Source organism: Streptomyces sp. 1-11 (assembly GCF_007176755.1).
GTDB lineage: Bacteria > Actinomycetota > Actinomycetes > Streptomycetales > Streptomycetaceae > Streptomyces.
In genome coordinates, this window is the sequence record NZ_BJTV01000014.1 from 196,398 (window position 1) to 213,971 (window position 17,574).

General features: G+C 73.6%; 14 protein-coding genes. 2 read left to right on the forward strand and 12 right to left on the reverse strand.

The genetic code is table 11. From position 1 onward, the window contains the following. Positions 1-11: 11 nt before the first annotated feature. Genes TNCT1_RS27280 through TNCT1_RS27290 form a run of 3 tightly spaced genes read right to left on the reverse strand, consistent with a single transcriptional unit; the run spans position 12 to position 1,935 of the window. Positions 12-320: an AzlD domain-containing protein gene (locus TNCT1_RS27280; RefSeq protein ID WP_143637008.1), complete on the reverse strand. Its 309-nt coding sequence runs from the start codon at positions 318-320 to the stop codon at positions 12-14. Continuing rightward, the gene (locus TNCT1_RS27285; protein ID WP_143637011.1) at positions 317-1,072 is read right to left on the reverse strand and encodes an AzlC family ABC transporter permease; all 756 of its coding nucleotides are present in this window, start codon (positions 1,070-1,072) and stop codon (positions 317-319) included. The genes TNCT1_RS27280 and TNCT1_RS27285 overlap by 4 nt, the downstream gene beginning before the upstream one ends. Before the next feature lie 23 nt (positions 1,073-1,095). After that, entirely contained in the window at positions 1,096-1,935 is an 840-nt protein-coding gene (locus TNCT1_RS27290; RefSeq protein WP_143637014.1) for an AraC family transcriptional regulator, read from the reverse strand. Positions 1,936-2,049: 114 nt separating this feature from the next. Here TNCT1_RS27290 and TNCT1_RS27295 point away from each other — a divergent pair, with 114 nt between their 5' ends. Together TNCT1_RS27295 and TNCT1_RS27300 are read left to right on the forward strand one after the other, a co-directional pair. Next, positions 2,050-7,050, forward strand: coding sequence for an ATP-dependent helicase (locus tag TNCT1_RS27295; protein ID WP_143637017.1), 5,001 nt, complete (start codon positions 2,050-2,052; stop codon positions 7,048-7,050). A 269-nt stretch (positions 7,051-7,319) separates the two neighbouring features. Continuing rightward, positions 7,320-8,171 carry an Fpg/Nei family DNA glycosylase gene (locus TNCT1_RS27300; RefSeq protein ID WP_143637021.1) on the forward strand — a complete coding sequence of 284 codons (852 nt, stop codon included), beginning with the start codon at positions 7,320-7,322 and terminating at the stop codon, positions 8,169-8,171. A gap of 11 nt (positions 8,172-8,182) precedes the next feature. Here the strand turns inward: TNCT1_RS27300 and TNCT1_RS36445 are convergent, their stop codons facing one another. From TNCT1_RS36445 to TNCT1_RS27345, 9 genes are all read right to left on the reverse strand, one after another. Further along, a complete protein-coding gene (locus TNCT1_RS36445) occupies positions 8,183-8,632 on the reverse strand; it encodes a hypothetical protein (RefSeq protein WP_373920508.1) in 450 nt (149 codons plus the stop codon). 61 nt (positions 8,633-8,693) lie between these two features. Continuing rightward, positions 8,694-9,164: a Dps family protein gene (locus tag TNCT1_RS27310; RefSeq protein ID WP_143637026.1), complete on the reverse strand. Its 471-nt coding sequence runs from the start codon at positions 9,162-9,164 to the stop codon at positions 8,694-8,696. Positions 9,165-9,356: 192 nt separating this feature from the next. Beyond that, on the reverse strand, positions 9,357-9,731 hold the full coding sequence (locus tag TNCT1_RS27315) for a helix-turn-helix domain-containing protein (protein WP_143637031.1): 375 nt from the start codon (positions 9,729-9,731) through the stop codon (positions 9,357-9,359). Between the two features lie 109 nt (positions 9,732-9,840). Beyond that, a complete protein-coding gene (locus tag TNCT1_RS27320; protein ID WP_143637037.1) occupies positions 9,841-10,386 on the reverse strand; it encodes a CinA family protein in 546 nt (181 codons plus the stop codon). Then, complete coding sequence (gene pgsA, locus TNCT1_RS27325) at positions 10,383-11,159, reverse strand: CDP-diacylglycerol--glycerol-3-phosphate 3-phosphatidyltransferase (protein ID WP_143637042.1); 777 nt, start codon at positions 11,157-11,159, stop codon at positions 10,383-10,385. Before pgsA ends, TNCT1_RS27320 begins: the two co-directional genes overlap by 4 nt. Further along, entirely contained in the window at positions 11,156-12,628 is a 1,473-nt protein-coding gene (gene rimO, locus TNCT1_RS27330) for a 30S ribosomal protein S12 methylthiotransferase RimO (protein WP_143637047.1), read from the reverse strand. Before rimO ends, pgsA begins: the two co-directional genes overlap by 4 nt. 91 nt (positions 12,629-12,719) lie before the next feature. Continuing rightward, positions 12,720-13,562 carry a helix-turn-helix domain-containing protein gene (locus TNCT1_RS27335; RefSeq protein ID WP_143637051.1) on the reverse strand — a complete coding sequence of 281 codons (843 nt, stop codon included), beginning with the start codon at positions 13,560-13,562 and terminating at the stop codon, positions 12,720-12,722. A 279-nt stretch (positions 13,563-13,841) separates the two neighbouring features. Next, a complete protein-coding gene (locus TNCT1_RS27340; RefSeq protein ID WP_174266474.1) occupies positions 13,842-16,586 on the reverse strand; it encodes a DNA translocase FtsK in 2,745 nt (914 codons plus the stop codon). Between the two features lie 124 nt (positions 16,587-16,710). Beyond that, positions 16,711-17,391, reverse strand: coding sequence for a two-component system response regulator (locus TNCT1_RS27345; protein ID WP_143637058.1), 681 nt, complete (start codon positions 17,389-17,391; stop codon positions 16,711-16,713). Between the last annotated feature and the right edge of the window lie 183 nt (positions 17,392-17,574).

Below are 17,574 nucleotides of genomic sequence, written 5' to 3' on the forward strand. Positions count from 1 at the left end.
CCCGGCCGGGCTCAGCCGCCGATCGCCCGTACCCCCGCGGTCACCACCACGGCGGCGGCGACGACCAGCAGGAAGGGTGCGCGCAGCATCAGCGCCACGGCGGCCGCGCCGAGCCCCGCGGCCCTGGCGTCCAGCACCAGGGCGTGCCCGTCGGCGAAGGTCTGCTGGGCCGTGAGCGCGGCCAGCAGGGCGACGGGCAGCAGGGCGGCCAGCCGCCGGACGAGCGGCCGCTCCATGGCGCCCGCGGGTACGAGCAGACCGGCGAGCTTGACGGCGTAGCAGCCGAGAACGGTCAGGCCGATCGCGATCCAGGTGTTCACCGGCCCTCCTCCGTTCCCTCGGGTGCGCCGCGCCGGGCGCGTCCGAGGCGCCGGCCCTCGGCGAACAGTGCGAGCGGCGCCGCCAGCGCCGCCACCAGGACCGGTACGCCGGCCGGCAGGACGGGCAGCAGGCCCAGGCCCAGGAGGACCGCGAGGCCCGCGACCGCGCGCTCGGTGCGCGTCTTCAGCATGGGGGCGAGCAGGGCCAGGAAGACGGCTGGCCCGGCCGCGTCCAGTCCCCAGGCGTCGGTGTCCCCGATGGCCTTCGCGCCCAGCGCGCCGAGCAGCGTGGTGAGGTTCCACAGCAGGTAGAGGCTGAGCCCGGTCACGGTGAAGCCGATCCGCGCGGCGCGCCTGGTCGGCTGGGCCAGGGTCACGGCGGTGGTCTCGTCGATCACCCATTGGGCGGCGAGCGGCCGCAGCGCGCGCGGGACGGCCAGCAACTGCGACAGGCGCAGCCCGTAGAAGGCGTTGCGCACGCCCAGGAAGAAGGCGCCGGCGGCGGCCGTGAACGGGCCGCCGCCCGCGGCGAGCGCGCCCACCAGGGCGAACTGCGAGGCGCCGGTGAAGACCAGGAGGCTGAGCGCGCAGGTCTGCAGGAGTCCGAGTCCGCTGCCGGCCGAGGTCACCCCGAAGGCGAACCCGGACAGCCCCACCGCGACGCCGACGCCCAGGGCGTCCCGTACGACGGCGGCGTCGGGTTTTGCGGTGCCTTCGGCGGAGGGGTCCGCGAGTGCTGTCTGTTGTGCCACGCCCCGGACGGTACGTCCGGACCTCAGTGCGGGTCTTGTACGTTCTTGCGCTCGCGCTGGTAGGCGCCCGGGGGCACGCCGACGATACGGGCGAAGTGCCGGTTCAGGTGGGGCTGGTCGGTGAAGCCGACGGCGACGGCCGCCTCGGCGGGCGCGGTCCCCGCGTCGAGCAGCAGCCGCGCGCGGCGCACGCGCGCGTCGGTCAGCCAGGTGTGCGGCGGCATCCCGTAGGCGTCGCGGAACGCCCGCAGCAGGGCGAAGGGTCCGGTCCCGAGGTCGGCGGCCAGGCGCTCCAGGGTCGGCGGCGCGGTCATCTGCTCCTCCAGCACGGCACGCGCGCGTGCCGCGATCCGCGCTCCGGCCGTCCGGCGCGGCCGCTGCGGCAGCGAGCCGCCGTTCAGCCGCAGCAGCCTGGTCACGGCCACCCGGAGCAGGGTGTCGGCGGCCAGCGCGTTGCCGTCGTCGGCCGCGCTCAGCACCTGGTGGACGAGGCGGACGGTGTACGGATCGTCGAGGACCGGGCGGGCGAAGCCGGGCGTGCCGCGGAGGGTGGTGGTCTCGGCGGCGATCTCGGCCACCACCTCGGGCGAGGGGTAGACGGCGCCGTAGCGCCAGCCCTCGGGGACGCCGGCCCGGCCCGTGTGCGGGGTGTCCGGGTTGACCAGCGCGAGGGCGCCCGCGCCCGCCGACACGTCGGAGCCGCGGTGGTGGAAGACCTCGACGCCGTCGGCGATGGCCGCGATCACGAAGTTCTCGTGGGTGTGCCGGACGAAGGTCTTCTTGATGTACCGGGCACGCAGCAGGTCGACACCGGGCAGCTGCTCGTACCGCCAGTGCCGTGCCCGCTCCGCCGAACCCGCCATGCCCCCATTCTCAGACAGGCCGGCGGGCCCGGGCCCGCCGGCGGCGCACACCGGGGCCCGCCCCGTCCGCCCGGGTCGGCGTGATTGTCAGTGGCCGGGTGCAGGATGGAGGACATGGTCAGCTCCGCACACCGAGCCCTCGACGGCTTCTCGCCCGCGACCCGCGGCTGGTTCACGGGGGCGTTCTCCGCGCCCACCGCGGCCCAGGCGGGCGCCTGGCGGGCCATCGGCGCGGGCTCGGACGTGCTGGTGGTGGCCCCCACCGGCTCGGGCAAGACGCTGGCCGCGTTCCTCGCCGCCCTGGACCAGCTCGCCTCGGCCCCTCCCCCGGCCGACCCGAAGAAGCGCTGCCGGGTGCTGTACGTGTCGCCGCTGAAGGCCCTCGCGGTCGACGTCGAGCGGAACCTGCGCAGCCCGCTGACCGGCATCCGCCAGGAGTCCGTGCGCCTGGGCCTGCCCGAGCCCGAGGTGAAGGTCGGCATCCGCTCCGGCGACACCCCGCCCGCCGAGCGCCGCGCCCTGTCCACGCGCCCCCCGGACATCCTGATCACGACCCCCGAGTCGCTGTTCCTGATGCTGACCTCGGCCACGCGCGACGCGCTGACGGGCGTCGAGACGGTGATCCTGGACGAGGTGCACGCGGTCGCGGGCACCAAGCGCGGCGCCCACCTCGCGCTGTCCCTGGAGCGCCTGGACGAGCTGCTGCCGAAGCCCGCCCGCCGCATCGGGCTGTCGGCCACCGTGCGCCCGGTGGACGAGGTGGCCCGCTACCTCTCCCCGCGCCGCAAGGTGGAGATCGTCCAGCCGGAGTCCGGCAAGGAGTTCGACCTGTCCGTGGTCGTCCCGGTGGAGGACATGGGCGAGCTGGGCGGCGCCCCGGCGGCCGACAGCGGCGACGGGGCCGAGCGGCCCTCGATCTGGCCGCACGTCGAGGAGCGGATCACCGACCTGGTGCAGGCCCACCGGTCCACGATCGTCTTCGCGAACTCGCGACGCCTGGCCGAGCGGCTGTGCAACCGGCTCAACGAGATCGCCTACGAGCGGGCGACCGGCGAGTCCCTGGACGAGCACCACTCTCCGGCGGAGCTGATGGGCGGCTCGGGCGCGGCCCACGGCGCGCCCCCGGTGATCGCCCGCGCGCACCACGGCTCGGTCTCCAAGGAGCAGCGCGCCCTCGTCGAGGAGGACCTGAAGGCGGGCAGGCTGCCCGCCGTGGTCGCCACCTCCAGTCTGGAGCTGGGCATCGACATGGGCGCCGTGGACCTCGTCGTCCAGGTCGAGTCCCCGCCCTCGGTGGCGTCCGGGTTGCAGCGCGTCGGCCGCGCCGGGCACCAGGTGGGCGCCGTCTCCACCGGCGTGGTCTTCCCCAAGTACCGGGGCGACCTGGTGCAGTCCGCCGTGGTCACCGAGCGGATGCGCTCCGGGGCCATCGAGTCGCTGCGGGTTCCCGCCAACCCGCTGGACGTGCTCGCCCAGCAGCTCGTCGCCATGACGGCGCTGGACACCTGGCAGTTCGACGACCTGCTGACCGTGATCCGCCGCGCGGCCCCCTTCGCCTCGCTGCCCGAGTCGGCGTTCACCGCGACCCTGGACATGCTCGCGGGCCGCTACCCGTCCGACGCGTTCGCCGAGCTGCGCCCGCGCGTGGTGTGGGACCGCGTGGCCGGCACGATCACCGGCCGCCCGGGCGCCCAGCGTCTCGCGGTCACCTCCGGCGGCACGATCCCCGACCGCGGCCTGTTCGGCGTCTTCCTCGCCGGTTCCGACCCCAAGAAGGGCGGCGGCCGGGTCGGCGAGCTCGACGAGGAGATGGTGTACGAGTCCCGGGTGGGCGACGTCTTCACGCTGGGCACCAGCTCGTGGCGCATCGAGGACATCACGCGCGACCGCGTCCTGGTCTCCCCCGCTCCGGGCGTGCCGGGCCGGCTGCCGTTCTGGAAGGGCGACCAGCTCGGCCGCCCGCTCGAACTGGGCCGCGCGGTGGGCGCCTTCCTGCGCGAGGTGGGCTCGCTGCCACCGGACGACGCCCGGCTGCGGCTGCTCACCGCCGGCCTGGACGCGTGGGCGGTGGACAACGTCCTGTCCTACCTCAGCGAACAGCGCGAGGCCTGCGGCCACGTCCCGGACGACCGCACGATCGTCGTCGAGCGCTTCCGCGACGAGCTCGGCGACTGGCGGGTCGTCGTCCACTCCCCCTTCGGCGCCCAGGTGCACGCCCCCTGGGCCCTCGCCCTGGGCGCCCGCCTGTCCGAGCGGTACGGCATGGACGCACAGGTCATGCACGCCGACGACGGCATCGTGCTGCGCCTGCCGGACGCCGACCTGATGGGCCTGGACCTGCTCGACCAGGAGCCGGTGAAGGGCGGCGCCGAGTACGACAGCGAACAGGCCCCGATCGGCGCCGCCGACGTCGCCTTCGACAAGGGCGAGGTCGACCAGATCGTCACCGACCAGGTCGGCGGCTCCGCCCTGTTCGCCTCCCGGTTCCGCGAATGCGCCGCCCGGGCGCTGCTGCTGCCCCGCCGCAACCCCGGCAGGCGCACCCCGCTGTGGCAGCAGCGCCAGCGGGCCGCCCAGCTGCTCCAGGTGGCGAGCGAGTTCGGCTCGTTCCCGATCGTCCTTGAGGCGATCCGCGAATGCCTCCAGGACGTGTTCGACGTCCCCGGGCTCGTCGAGCTGATGGGCGACATCGAGTCCCGCAAGGTCCGCCTGGTGGAGGTCACCACCCCGGAGCCGTCCCCGTTCGCCCGCTCCCTCCTCTTCGGCTACGTCGCCCAGTTCCTCTACGAGGGCGACTCGCCGCTCGCCGAGCGCCGCGCGGCCGCGCTCTCCCTGGACTCCCGGCTGCTGGCCGAGCTGCTGGGACAGGCGGAGCTGCGCGAACTGCTCGACGCGGACGTGCTGACCGAGCTGGAGCGCGAGCTGCAGTGGCTGGCGGAGGACCGCCGGGTCAAGGACGTCGAGGGGGTCGCCGACGTCCTGCGGCTGCTCGGCCCGCTCACCGACGCCGAGCTGGCCGAACGGGGCGCCGAGCCGCAGTGGGCGCGGGAGCTGGCCGCCGCCCGCCGGGCCATCCGGGTGCGCATCGCCGGCACCGACCACTGGGCGGCCGTGGAGGACGCGGGCCGGCTGCGGGACGCGCTCGGCACGGCGCTGCCCGTGGGCGTCCCCGAGGCCTTCACCGAACCGGTCAAGGACCCGCTCGGCGACCTCCTCGCGCGCTACGCCCGCACGCACGGCCCGTTCACGTCGGCGACGGCGGCGGCCCGCTTCGGCCTGGGCGTGGCGGTCACCGACGGCGCCCTGCAGCGGCTGGCCGCGGCCGGCCGCGTCGTCCAGGGCGAGTTCCACCCGGCGGGCATCGGCCAGGAGTGGTGCGACGCGGCCGTGCTGCGCCGGCTGCGCCGCCGTTCCCTGGCGGCCCTGCGGCACGAGCTCGAGCCGGTCCCGCCCGCCGCGCTCGCCCAGTTCCTGCCGCAGTGGCAGCACATCGGCAAGGGACACGAACTGCGCGGCATCGACGGACTGGTGCGTGCCATCGAGCAGTTGCAGGGGGCCTCCGTGCCGGCCTCGGCGCTGGAGAAGCTGGTCCTGCCCTCACGGGTGGCCGGCTACACGCCCTCGATGCTCGACGAACTCACCACGGCCGGTGAGGTCGTGTGGGCCGGGGCGGGCGCCCTGCCCGGCAAGGACGGCTGGGTCTCCCTGTACCTCGCGGACGCGGCCCCGCTGCTGCTGCCCCCGCCGCACCCGCTGGAGCTGACGGCACTACACCAGTCCGTCCTGGACGCCCTCTCCGGCGGCTACGGCCTGTTCTTCCGCCAGATCGCCGACCAGGTGCGCGCCACCACGCACCCCGAGGCCACCGATCCCCAGCTGGCCGACGCCCTGTGGGATCTGGCCTGGTCGGGACGGCTCACCAACGACACCCTCACCCCGATGCGCGCCCTGCTCGGCTCCGGCCGCACCGCGGGCTCGACGGCCCACCGCGCCAAGCGCGCGGTACCGCGCGGCCGTTACGGCTCCCTGACCGCCGCGGCCCGCGCCACCTCGCGCAGCGGTCCGCCGACGGTGGCCGGACGCTGGTCCCTGCTCCCCGCGTCGGAGCCGGACGCCACCGTGCGCGCGCACGCGCTGGCCCGCACCCTCCTCGACCGGCACGGCGTGGTCACCCGGGGGGCGGTCGCCGCCGAGGGCGTCGAGGGCGGGTTCTCCGCGGTGTACCGCGTGCTGTCCGCCTTCGAGGACAGCGGGCAGGCCAGACGTGGCTACGTAGTCGAGGGGCTGGGCGCGGCCCAGTTCGCGATGGACGGCGCGGTCGACCGCCTCCGCGCGGTGTCGAACGCCCGCGAACGCGGCCAGGGCCTGCCCGACGGCTTCGGCGGCGACCAGGGCGGCTCGTCCTTCCCCGCAGAGGGCGGCGCCGCCGGCCACACCACTCCCGGCGTCTTCGAGCAGGCAGACGGCGGACTGGACCATCCGGGCCTCGACGGCGACTTCACCTGGCCGCCGGGCGATACGGCGCGGCCGGGCGACGGTGACTTCACCTGGCCGCCGGGGAACGGTGGCCCCGCCCCGGACGAGTACGTCTCCCCGCGCGACCGCTCCCCGGCCGACCCCTTCGCCGCCCCCGGCTACGGCGGCCCCAGAGGCGGCGGTTCCGGTTACGGCCCGTACGGCAACCGCGGACTCGGCGACCGCCGTGGCCGGTCCTCAGCCCCGGACCCGCGCGCCGCGGTCCTCGCCGCGGCCGACCCGGCCAGCGCCTACGGCGCCGCGCTGCCCTGGCCCGAACCACCGGCCGGCGCGGGGCACAAGCCCGGCCGCAAGGCCGGGTCGCTCGTCGTGCTGGTGGAGGGCGAGCTGACGCTGTACATGGAGCGCGGCGGCAAGACCGTGCTGGCCTGGCCCGCCGACCCGGACACGGCCGCCGGAGACGACCCGCGCCTGCGCACCGCCGCCGAGGCACTGGCCGCTGCCGCCCGCGCGGGCTCCCTCGGCACCGTCACGGTCGAGCGGATCAACGGCGCCCAGGCCCTGACCTCTCCCCTGGGCACCCTGCTGGAAGCAGCCGGATTCATCGCGACCCCGCGCGGCCTGCGCCTGCGCGCCTGAGCACGGTGGCCACCCCAACCCCCGCGCGCACCGCCGGCCACAGCATCCCGCGCGCGCCACGTGCCACCTGCACACCGCCGGCGACAGCATCCCGCGCGTGCCACGTGCCACCTGCACACCGCCGGCCATCGCATCCCGCGCGGCCACCCGCACACCGCGGGACGCCGCATCCTGTGCGTACCGCGTGCCACCGCACTACGCAGGAGGCCGCAGGACGCCGCACTCCGCGCGTGCCACCGCACATCACCCGTCCGTGGCACCCTTGACGCATGCCCGAAGGTGACACGGTCTGGCAGGCCGCGAAGCGGCTGCACGAGGCCCTCGCGGGCAAGGTGGTGACCCGAAGCGACTTCCGGGTGCCGCAGTACGCGACGGTCGACCTCACCGGCCGGAAGGTGCTGAGCACGATCCCGCGCGGCAAGCACCTGCTGACCCGCTTCGAGGGCGGCCTGACCCTGCACACGCATCTGCGCATGGAGGGCGCCTGGAAGGTGTTCGGCGCCGGTGAACGCTGGCGCGGCGGCCCCGCCCACCAGATCCGGGTCATCCTCGGCACCGCCGACCGCACGGCCGTCGGCTACCGCCTCCCGTTGCTGGAATTCCTGCGCACCGGCGAAGAGGAAGGCGCCGTAGGCCACCTGGGCCCCGACCTGCTCGGCCCGGACTGGGACCCCGAGCTCGCCCTCGCCAACCTGCTCGCCGACCCCGGCCGTCCCCTCGGCGAGGCCCTGCTCGACCAGCGCAATCTGGCCGGCATCGGCAACGTCTACAAGTGCGAGCTCTGCTTCCTGCTCGGCGCGACCCCCTGGCTGCCGGTCGGCGCGCTGCCGGCGGACCGGGCCGCCCGGCTCCCGGGGCTCGCGAAGAAGCTGCTGGAGAGCAACCGCGACCGTCCGGTCCGGCAGACCACGGGCCTGCACCGGGAGGACCTCTTCGTGTACGGCCGCGCGCCCCGCCCGTGCCTGCGCTGCCGCACGTCGATCCGAGTCGCCGACCAGCGCGACGGCTACCAGGAACGGCCCACCTACTGGTGCCCCAACTGCCAGAAGGGCCCGGCGCCCGCGCGGGGGACGGCCCAGGCGTGGCGTGAGCGCTATCCCCGTAGATCACCCTCCGCCTGACCGAGGAACCGTCAGGAGCGCCCGTCCCCGACATCCGCCGCACCGGCGTCCGGGTCACCTGGGTCGGCGTCCGGGTCACCTAGGTCCGCGGCCCCGGCGTCCAGGCCGGCGACGTCCGGCAGGGACGGACCCGCACCAGCCGAGCAGAGGGCAACCGCCGCCCCGCTGGCGCTTTCGCCCCGCCAGGCGGCCGTCCACCGTCCGGCCGTGACGGCGCCCGCCGCCCGTCCCTCGGGCACGCAGTGCACCGGCAGAACGCTGAGCCCCCAGCCACCTATCGCGACGGCTCCTTCGAGCGCGCCCGCGCCGTGTCCGAAGGCGATCCGCAGCACGGCCCACCACCACACGGCGCCCAGCCCGAGAACGATTCCCCGGCGCACCACCCGCCTGTGCACCGCCGCGGCCTCCGGCCGGACACCGGAGCGGCGCCGGCCCGTACGGGAGGCGCACCAGGGGCTCACGGGCGTGAGGACACCGGGCCGGCGGTCCGGCGGCTCGCGGCCACCGGGCCCGGGCCGCTCCTCACGCGTTCTCCGCCTGGAACATCCAGTGGTGCTTCTCCAGGTCGGCGCTGATCCCGATGAGGATGTCCTGGGAGACGGGGTCGGGCTCGCCGGTCGCCGCCACCCGCTCGCGCATCCGCGTGATCACCGCGCCCAACGCGTCCACCATCGCCCGTACCGCGTCGACGTCCTTGATCCAGCCGGCCGGGGTGGCTCCGATGCCGCTGCCGGCGGCCACGGTGGGAGCACGTCCGTCGGGCGGGACGCCGAGGGCCGAGGCCCGCTCGGCCACCGTGTCGGAGTGGGTGCGGGCGGAGGCGACGACCTCGTCGAGCTGGAGGTGGATGGACCGGAAGCGGGGGCCGACGATGTTCCAGTGGATCTGCTTGGCGACCAGCGAGAGGTCGACCAGGTCCACCAGGGCGCCCTGCAGGGCCTCGGAGACGGTCTTCAGTGCCTCGTCGGGCAGCGGGCTCTTCACGACGTACATCCGCTTCCTCCGGTGGGTGCGCCGGTCACGTCACTCCACGATGACCGCCGCACCGGGTACCGGCAAATGGACGCAGCCACCGGCGCCGACCGCGCGGACGGACGGAAGCCCCGGCCGGGCCGCCAGGTCGAGCCTGGCGAAGCCGGGCCGGGGCTTCATGCGCATCGTGGGGTCAGGCCGTGCTCGCGCACGTCACGCGGCGACCACGTCCACCGCCTCGGCGGGCGCCTTGATGGTCACCCGTTCCGGTGGCACACCGGTCACCGACACGGAACCCAGCATCGGACGGACCGGCGTGGGCACGGGCTCGGTGGCCGTGGCGGACTGGGCCAGTTCGGCGAGCGCCAGTTCGTCGCTCACTTCCCGCATGAGTTCCGACATCCGTACGTCCAGCGCGTCGCAGATGGCGGAGAGCAGCTCGGAGGAAGCCTCCTTCTGCCCCCGCTCCACCTCGGAGAGATAGCCGAGTGAGACTCGGGCGGACGAGGAGACTTCGCGCAGAGTACGGCCCTGGCGTTGGCGCTGCCGACGCAGCACGTCACCCAGCAGGCGACGGAGCAGAATCATCGGTGGCTCCCTCCTCGGACCGCGTAGCCGCATCCTTCTCGCCCCACCGTACCGCCTTGCGCCGCGGCCGTGCGGGGAGCGATGTCTTGTTCACTCAGGGCTGCAAACATCAAAACCCCCCGTTCCGTTCCGTATCCTGTGCCCGCTCATTCCCAGTCTGTTCGCCCGCAAGCTCCTTCAGAAGCAGTGCGAGTACGCTCCGTACACTCTCCATACGAATTTCCGTACGGTCGCCGTTCAACCGCAGCGCCTCCACTTTTCCGCCCGGGGCGGAACCCGGGCGGGCGGGAAGGGGCCCGTCGACGGCGACGAAGACCGTGCCCACGGACTGGCCGTCCTGCGGGTCGGGGCCGGCGACCCCGGTGGTCGCGAGGCCCCAGTCGGCGCCCAGGGCCTTGCGCACCCCGGCCGCCATCTGGCCCGCGACCTGCGGATCCACCGCACCGCGCTCGGCCAGCAGAGTGGCGTCGACCCCCAGCAGTTCCCGCTTCAGCTCGGTGGCGTAGGCGGTGACCGAACCGCGGAAGACCTTGGACGCCCCGGGGACGCCCGTGATCTCCGCCGCCACCAGACCACCGGTGAGCGACTCCGCGACGGCGAGGCTCTCGCCCCTCACGGTCAGTAGCCGCACCAGTTCGGTGGCCTCGGGACTCACGCTTCCTTCTCTCCCAACGCGGCCGCGCGCTCGGCGATTCCCCGCCGGCGCAGCACGACGGCCTGCCGTACGTAGTCGAGGCCGGTGACGACGGTGAGCACCACCGCCGCGGCCATCACCCAGAACCTCATGGTGGCCAGCCACCCCGTCAGCGCCAGGACGTACATCCCGACGGCGATGCCCTGGGTGAGCGTCTTGAGCTTGCCGCCCCGGCTCGCGGGGATCACGCCGTAGCGGATGACGAGGAAGCGCAGCAGCGTGATGCCGAGCTCCCGGCCGAGGATCACGGCCGTCACCCACCACGGCAGATCGCCCAGTGCCGACAGACAGACGAGCGCCGCACCCATGATCGCCTTGTCGGCGATGGGGTCGGCGATCTTCCCGAAGTCGGTGACCAGGTCGTAGGTGCGCGCCAGATGCCCGTCGAACAGATCGGTGATCATGGCGACGGCGAAAGCCGCCCAGGCGAACGAGCGCCAGGCCGGGTCGTAGCCGCCGTCCGCCAGCATCAGCATCACGAAGCCGGGCACGAGGAGCAGGCGCAGCATCGTCAGCAGATTGGCGACGTTCCACACGCTGGCCTGGTTGACGGCCGCCGCCGTCAGTTTCCCGCCGCGCGCGGGACGGACGCCGCCCTCGGGGCCGGGGGCGGGAGCGGAAGAACGGGCGGCGGTGCCGGAGACCTCGGAAGCTGCGCCGTCGGCGGCGGCCGCACCCCGGGCGCCCTGCGCACCGGTGGAGCCGCCCGCGGCGGATGCCGGGACTCCGGTCATCTGCCCGCCTCCTCACTGCACGACGGCGAGCCCGCCAGCGGCTCGGCGACCAGGTCGACGCCTTCGGTGCCGACCACCTTCGCCTCGACCATACGTCCCACGCTCAGGCCCTCGCCGCTCGTGAGGAGCACCTGGCCGTCCGTCTCCGGGGCCTGGTGCGCGGCCCGGCCGTAAACGCCCTCCTCGCCGTCGACGGACTCCACGAGGACGTGCACGGTCTCGCCGAGGCGCTCCTCGGCGCGCTGGGAGACGAGCTCCTCGGCGAGCCGGGAGACCCGCGCGAGACGCTCGGCGACGACGTCCTCGTCGAGCTTGTCGTCGTAGGTCGCCGCCTCCGTGCCCTCCTCGTCGGAGTAGCCGAAGACACCGATGGCGTCCAGGCGGGCGCCGTTCAGGAAGCGCTCCAGCTCGGCCAGGTCGGCCTCGCTCTCGCCGGGGAAGCCGACGATGAAGTTGGAGCGCACGCCGGCCTGCGGCGCCTTGCCGCGGATGGTGTCCAGCAGCTCCAGGAAGCGGTCGGTGTCACCGAAGCGGCGCATCGCGCGCAGCACTCCGGGCGCGGAGTGCTGGAAGGACAGGTCGAAGTAGGGCACGACCTTCGGGGTGGAGGTCAGCACGTCGATCAGGCCCGGGCGCATCTCGGCCGGCTGCAGGTAGCTCACCCGCACCCGCTCGAGGCCGTCGACCTCCGCCAGCTCGGGCAGCAGGGACTCCAGCAGGCGGATGTCGCCCAGGTCCTTGCCGTAGGAGGTGTTGTTCTCGGAGACCAGCATGATCTCCTTCACGCCCTGCTCGGCGAGCCAGCGGGTCTCGTTCAGCACGTCGCTCGGGCGGCGGGAGATGAAGGAGCCGCGGAAGGAGGGAATGGCGCAGAAGGAGCAGCGCCGGTCGCAGCCGGAGGCGAGCTTCACCGAGGCCACCGGCGAGCCGTCCAGCCGGCGGCGCAGGGGCGCGCGCGGGCCGGAGGCGGGCGCCACGCCCTCGGGGAGGTCGGCCGGGCCGTGGCCGGGCAGCGCCACGGCGGCGGCGGACTCCTGCCGCTCGGCAGGGCTGATCGGCAGCAGCTTGCGGCGGTCGCGGGGGGTGTGCGCGGCGTGGATGCCGCCGTTGAGGATGGTCTGCAGGCGGTCGGAGATGTCGGCGTAGTCGTCGAAGCCGAGCACGCCGTCGGCCTCGGGCAGCGCCGCGGCCAGTTCCTTGCCGTACCGCTCGGCCATGCAGCCCACGGCCACCACGGCCTGGGTTCTGCCGTGGTCCTTGAGGTCGTTGGCCTCCAGAAGGGCGTCCACGGAGTCCTTCTTGGCGGCTTCGACGAAACCACAGGTGTTGACCACGGCGACATCGGCGCCCGCGGCGTCCTCGACGAGCTGCCAGCCGTCCGCCTCCAAACGGCCTGCGAGCTCCTCCGAGTCCACCTCGTTACGGGCGCAGCCGAGAGTGACGAGTGCGACGGTACGGCGTTCAGGCATGGGCTCAAGACTACTTTGTCTGGCTGACACCCCACGTCGACGGGGTTGGCCGATCCGAGCCAACCCCGTCACACCCGTGTCCCGGCGGCGCTTATCCGGCCGCGGGGTCGCCCTTCGTGTACGTGAGACGCTCCACGGCGCCGGGCCGGAAGTCGTCCTCGATCTTCTTGCCGTTGACGTACAGCTCGATCGCGCCGGCGTCCCCGAGGATCAGGTTGACCTTGGAGCTGTCCTGGAAGGTCTTGGACTCGCCCTTGTTCAGCAGTCCGTCGAAGAGCATCCGGCCGTTGTGGTCCTTGGCGGAGATCCAGCTCCGCCCGTTCGGCGCGCTGACCTGGACGGTGACCTTGTCCTGCGGCGCGGCGGCGATGGCGCTGTCGGAGGGCTCGGGCGACGGCGCGGCGGGCTTGTCTTTCTCGGGCGCGGGCGAGGAGGACTTGCTGGGCGCGGGCGTGGCCCCCTCGGCGACCTGTGCCTTGGCGTCGCTGCCGCCGTCGCCGCCCTTGAACGCGGTGAACCCGACGAAACCGACGACGGCGACGATCGCGGCGACCATGGCCGCGGTCCAGTTGGGGCCACGGCGCTCGGGGCGGATGCGTTCCGCCTCGAACATCGGCGCGGCCGGGGTGGGCTCGGGCCGCCCGCCGTGCTCGGCGTCGTACTGCGCGATCAGCGGGGCGGGGTCGAGACGCACGGCCCTGGCCAGCGTGCGGATGTGCCCGCGCGCGTACACGTCACCGCCGCAGGGTGCGAAGTCGTCCGCCTCGATGGCGTGCACGATGGCGATACGGACACGAGTGGCGCTGCTGACGTCGTCGACCGTGAGTCCGGCCGCGATGCGCGCCTGCCGCAGGGCACGGCCGACGGAGGGACGGGTTTCCTCGGACACGTCGTGGAACGGACGCTCGTCTTCAGGGGAGTTGCCGATGGACACGGGGGCGCCTTTCGAGCGTGTGAGCCACCTGTGCTGGAGGTTCAGTCTAGGCGGGTACGAAAGGGTGGGGCGAGCGGGCGGGGGCCTTTGTACGCCATCGGTATGACCCGACAACCCGATGGTGGGACAGACACATACCCCAGGATGGGATCCGTACCGGTCCTTTCGCTCAACTTGACGTACCGCGAGGGGAAACGGTTGCTCGCCGCTCCCTAACGGGTGGATCACGGTGCTGCCGCCACCCGGCGTAACCTCCGACACGCCGGGCGGCCCGCTTCCCTACCCGTCCGACTCCCCACGGATCACCGCGAGTACGCCGTCCAGCTCGTCGGGTTTGACGAGGACGTCACGCGCCTTCGACCCCTCGCTCGGCCCCACGATGTTGCGGGACTCCATCAGGTCCATCAGCCGTCCCGCCTTGGCGAAGCCGACCCGGAGCTTGCGCTGCAGCATGGACGTCGACCCGAACTGGGTGGAGACGACCAGCTCGGCCGCCTGGCACAGCAGGTCGAGGTCGTCGCCGATGTCCTCGTCGATCTCCTTCTTCTGCTTGGTGCCCACGGTGACGTCCTCGCGGAAGACGGGCGCCATCTGGTCCTTGCAGTGCTGCACGACGAGCGCGACCTCGGCCTCGGTCACGAACGCGCCCTGCATACGGGTCGGCTTGTTCGCGCCCATCGGCAGGAAGAGGCCGTCGCCCTTGCCGATCAGCTTCTCGGCGCCGGGCTGGTCCAGGATGACCCGGGAGTCGGCGAGCGAGGAGGTGGCGAACGCCAGGCGGGAGGGCACGTTGGCCTTGATCAGCCCGGTGACCACGTCGACCGAGGGGCGCTGGGTGGCGAGCACCAGGTGGATGCCGGCCGCGCGCGCGAGCTGGGTGATGCGCACGATGGCGTCCTCGACGTCACGTGGGGCGACCATCATCAGGTCGGCCAGCTCGTCCACGATCACCAGCAGGTACGGGTACGGCTGGAGCTCGCGCTCGCTGCCCTCCGGCGGCTTGACCTTGCCCTCGCGGACGGCCCGGTTGAAGTCGTCGATGTGCCGGTAGCCGTAGGCGGCGAGGTCGTCGTAGCGCAGGTCCATCTCGCGCACGACCCACTGCAGCGCCTCGGCGGCCCGCTTGGGGTTGGTGATGATCGGGGTGATCAGGTGCGGGATGCCCTCGTAGGCGGTCAGCTCCACGCGCTTGGGGTCGACGAGGATCATCCGGACGTCCTCCGGGGTCGCCCGCATCATGATCGAGGTGATCAGGCAGTTGATGCAGGACGACTTGCCGGAGCCGGTGGCGCCCGCGACCAGCATGTGCGGCATCTTCGCCAGCGAGTGCATCACGTACCCGCCCTCGACGTCCTTGCCGAAGGCGACCAGCATCGGGTCGTCGTCCTCGGCGGACTCCGCGAGGCGCAGCACGTCACCGAGGTTGACCATCTCCCGGTCGGTGTTCGGGATCTCGATGCCCACCGCCGACTTGCCGGGGATGGGGCTGATGATCCGCACATCGGGGCTGGCGACGGCGTAGGCGATGTTCTTCGTCAGGGCGGTGATCCGCTCGACCTTCACCGCGGGGCCCAGCTCGACCTCGTAGCGGGTGACCGTCGGGCCGCGGGTGAAGCCGGTGACGGCCGCGTCGACCTTGAACTCGGTGAAGACCTGGGTGAGCGAGGCGACGACCGCGTCGTTGGCCGCGCTGCGCGCCTTGCCGGGGCCGCCGCGGGTGAGCAGGTCCAGCGACGGCAGCGCGTAGGTGATGTCGCCGGACAGCTGGAGCTGCTCCGCGCGCGCGGGCAGGTCGCGGGGCTCGTCGGGGGCCTTCTTGGTCAGGTCGGGGACGCTGCCGCCCGTCGGCTCCTCCCGCTCGGGGCGGGCGGCCGGGACGGGCTTCGGGGCCTGGGCCGGGACCGGCTCCGGCGTGGGCACCGGGGTGGTGTCCTCGCGCTCGCCCGCGCTCACGCCCTGGGTGAGGTCGGCGACGACCGGGGACGGCGGCATGCCGTGCGTGACGGCCCCGTCGAGCGCGGCAGCGGCGGCCGCGGCGACGTCCACGGCGTCCATCCGCCGCCGCGGGTCGGGCTGCGGCACCGCGGAGCGCCTGGGGCGGCCACGGCGCTGGGTCAGCGCCTCCTCCTCGGCTCCCTCGGGGTCGTACGCCTGCGGGGCGCTCCGGCGCCCGCGCGGGCGCGCGGGCAGCGCCTCGCGCCACTGTTCGTCGTACCGCTCGTCGTCCCAGGCGGGCTCGAACTCCTGCGGGTCGGACAGCAGGCCGAGGCGCACGCCGAGCGCGCGCAGGCGCTGCGGGATGGCGTTGACCGGCGTGGCGGTCACCACGAGCAGTCCGAAGACCGTCAGCAGCACCAGCAGCGGTACGGCGAGCACCTCGGTCATGGTGTACGTCAGCGGGGTCGCCGCCGCCCAGCCGATGAGGCCGCCGGCGTCCCTTATGGCCTGCATGCCCGAGCTGCGGGCGGGCGAGCCGCAGGCGATGTGGACCTGTCCGAGCACGCCGATGACCAGGGCGGACAGGCCGATCACGATCCGGCCGTTGGCCTCCGGCTGCTCGGGATGGCGCATGAAGCGGACCGCGATCACCGCGAGCAGTATCGGCGCCAGCAGGTCGAGCCGGCCGAAGGCGCCAGTGACCAGGATCTCGACCAGGTCGCCGACGGGACCGCGCAGATCGGCCCAGGTGCCGGCGGCGACGATCAGCGCGAGGGCGAAGAGCAGCAGTGCGACGCCGTCCTTGCGGTGCGCCGGGTCGAGGTTCTTCGCGCCCTGCCCTATGCCGCGGAAGACGGCGCCGACGGCGTGCGCGAGCCCCAGCCAGAGGGCGCGCACGAGCCGGTACACGCCCCCCGTGGGACTCGGCGCCTGCCTGGCCGACACCACCTTCTTCGCCGGGGCCCGCCTGGCGGGCGCCTTCCTGGCCGGAGCCTTCTTCGCGGCGGCCTTCCTCGGCACAGCCTTCGCGGGAGCGGCCGCCTTCTTGGCGGGCGGCTTCTTGGCTGCGGAGGGACGTGAGGCCATGGGTGTGAGATTACCGGGGGAGACGACGGCGGACACGTGTGCCCACTGCTTCACCCGTTCGTGTCGCCCCTGCCGGGGCGCGGAACTGACGCACGCTCATGGGCAACTGCCGTCCCGGCCGTCGTCAGTTCTGCGTCGGCACCGACTGGCTGCCGGCGCCCGCGCCCGGCTCCAGAGCGTCCAGCGCCCGCCGCAGTCCCGTCAGTTTCCGCTCCAGATGGGCGGCCGTGGCCACCGCGGCGGCGTCCGCCGAGTCGTCGTCGAGCTGCTTCGACAGTGCCTCGGCCTGCTCCTCGACCGCCGCCAGCCGTGCGGACAGTTCGGCGAGCAGCCCCGCGGACTCCTTGCCGCCGACCGCGCCCTTGCCGCCGCCCTCCAACTGCAGCCGCAGCAGCGCCGCCTGCTCCCGCAGCTGGCAGTTCTTCATGTACAGCTCGACGAACACGGAGACCTTCGCCCGCAGCACCCACGGGTCGAACGGCTTGGAGATGTAGTCGACCGCGCCCGCCGCGTAACCCCGGAAGGTGTGGTGCGGGCCGTGGTTGATCGCGGTGAGGAAGATGATCGGGATGTCCCGGGTCCGCTCGCGCCGCTTGATGTGCGCGGCGGTCTCGAACCCGTCCATGCCCGGCATCTGGACATCCAGCAGAATGACCGCGAAATCGTCCGTGAGCAGTGCCTTGAGCGCTTCCTCCCCGGACGATGCCCGAACCAGCGTCTGATCGAGCGCCGAGAGGATGGCCTCCAGCGCCAGCAGATTCTCCGGCCGGTCATCGACCAGGAGGATCTTGGCCTTCTGCACCATGGCCCGCCCTCCTCGCCCCGGCGGTACACCGGGCGCCGCCCCAGGGGACGACTCCCTTTCGCCGCCCGTCCTTGTGCCGGTCATCGTAGCCGCACCCTGCCCATCGCCACACCCTGTCACCGCGATGTCACAGTGCACACAACGGAAACGCCGTGAGTGACCCGAAGGTTCCCGGAATCCCGG

What these genes read in the sequence shown, in the direction of transcription:
- TNCT1_RS27290 (WP_143637014.1), bottom strand. Translation starts at nt 1,935, where the DNA reads ATGGCGGGTTCGGCGGAGCGGGCACGGCACTGGCGGTACGAGCAGCTG.
- TNCT1_RS27300 (WP_143637021.1), top strand. Translation starts at nt 7,320, where the DNA reads ATGCCCGAAGGTGACACGGTCTGGCAGGCCGCGAAGCGGCTGCACGAG.
- TNCT1_RS27340 (WP_174266474.1), bottom strand. Translation starts at nt 16,586, where the DNA reads ATGGCCTCACGTCCCTCCGCAGCCAAGAAGCCGCCCGCCAAGAAGGCG.
- pgsA (WP_143637042.1), bottom strand. Translation starts at nt 11,159, where the DNA reads ATGACCGGAGTCCCGGCATCCGCCGCGGGCGGCTCCACCGGTGCGCAG.
- rimO (WP_143637047.1), bottom strand. Translation starts at nt 12,628, where the DNA reads ATGCCTGAACGCCGTACCGTCGCACTCGTCACTCTCGGCTGCGCCCGT.
- TNCT1_RS27310 (WP_143637026.1), bottom strand. Translation starts at nt 9,164, where the DNA reads ATGTACGTCGTGAAGAGCCCGCTGCCCGACGAGGCACTGAAGACCGTC.
- TNCT1_RS27295 (WP_143637017.1), top strand. Translation starts at nt 2,050, where the DNA reads ATGGTCAGCTCCGCACACCGAGCCCTCGACGGCTTCTCGCCCGCGACC.
- TNCT1_RS27315 (WP_143637031.1), bottom strand. Translation starts at nt 9,731, where the DNA reads ATGATTCTGCTCCGTCGCCTGCTGGGTGACGTGCTGCGTCGGCAGCGC.
- TNCT1_RS27345 (WP_143637058.1), bottom strand. Translation starts at nt 17,391, where the DNA reads ATGGTGCAGAAGGCCAAGATCCTCCTGGTCGATGACCGGCCGGAGAAT.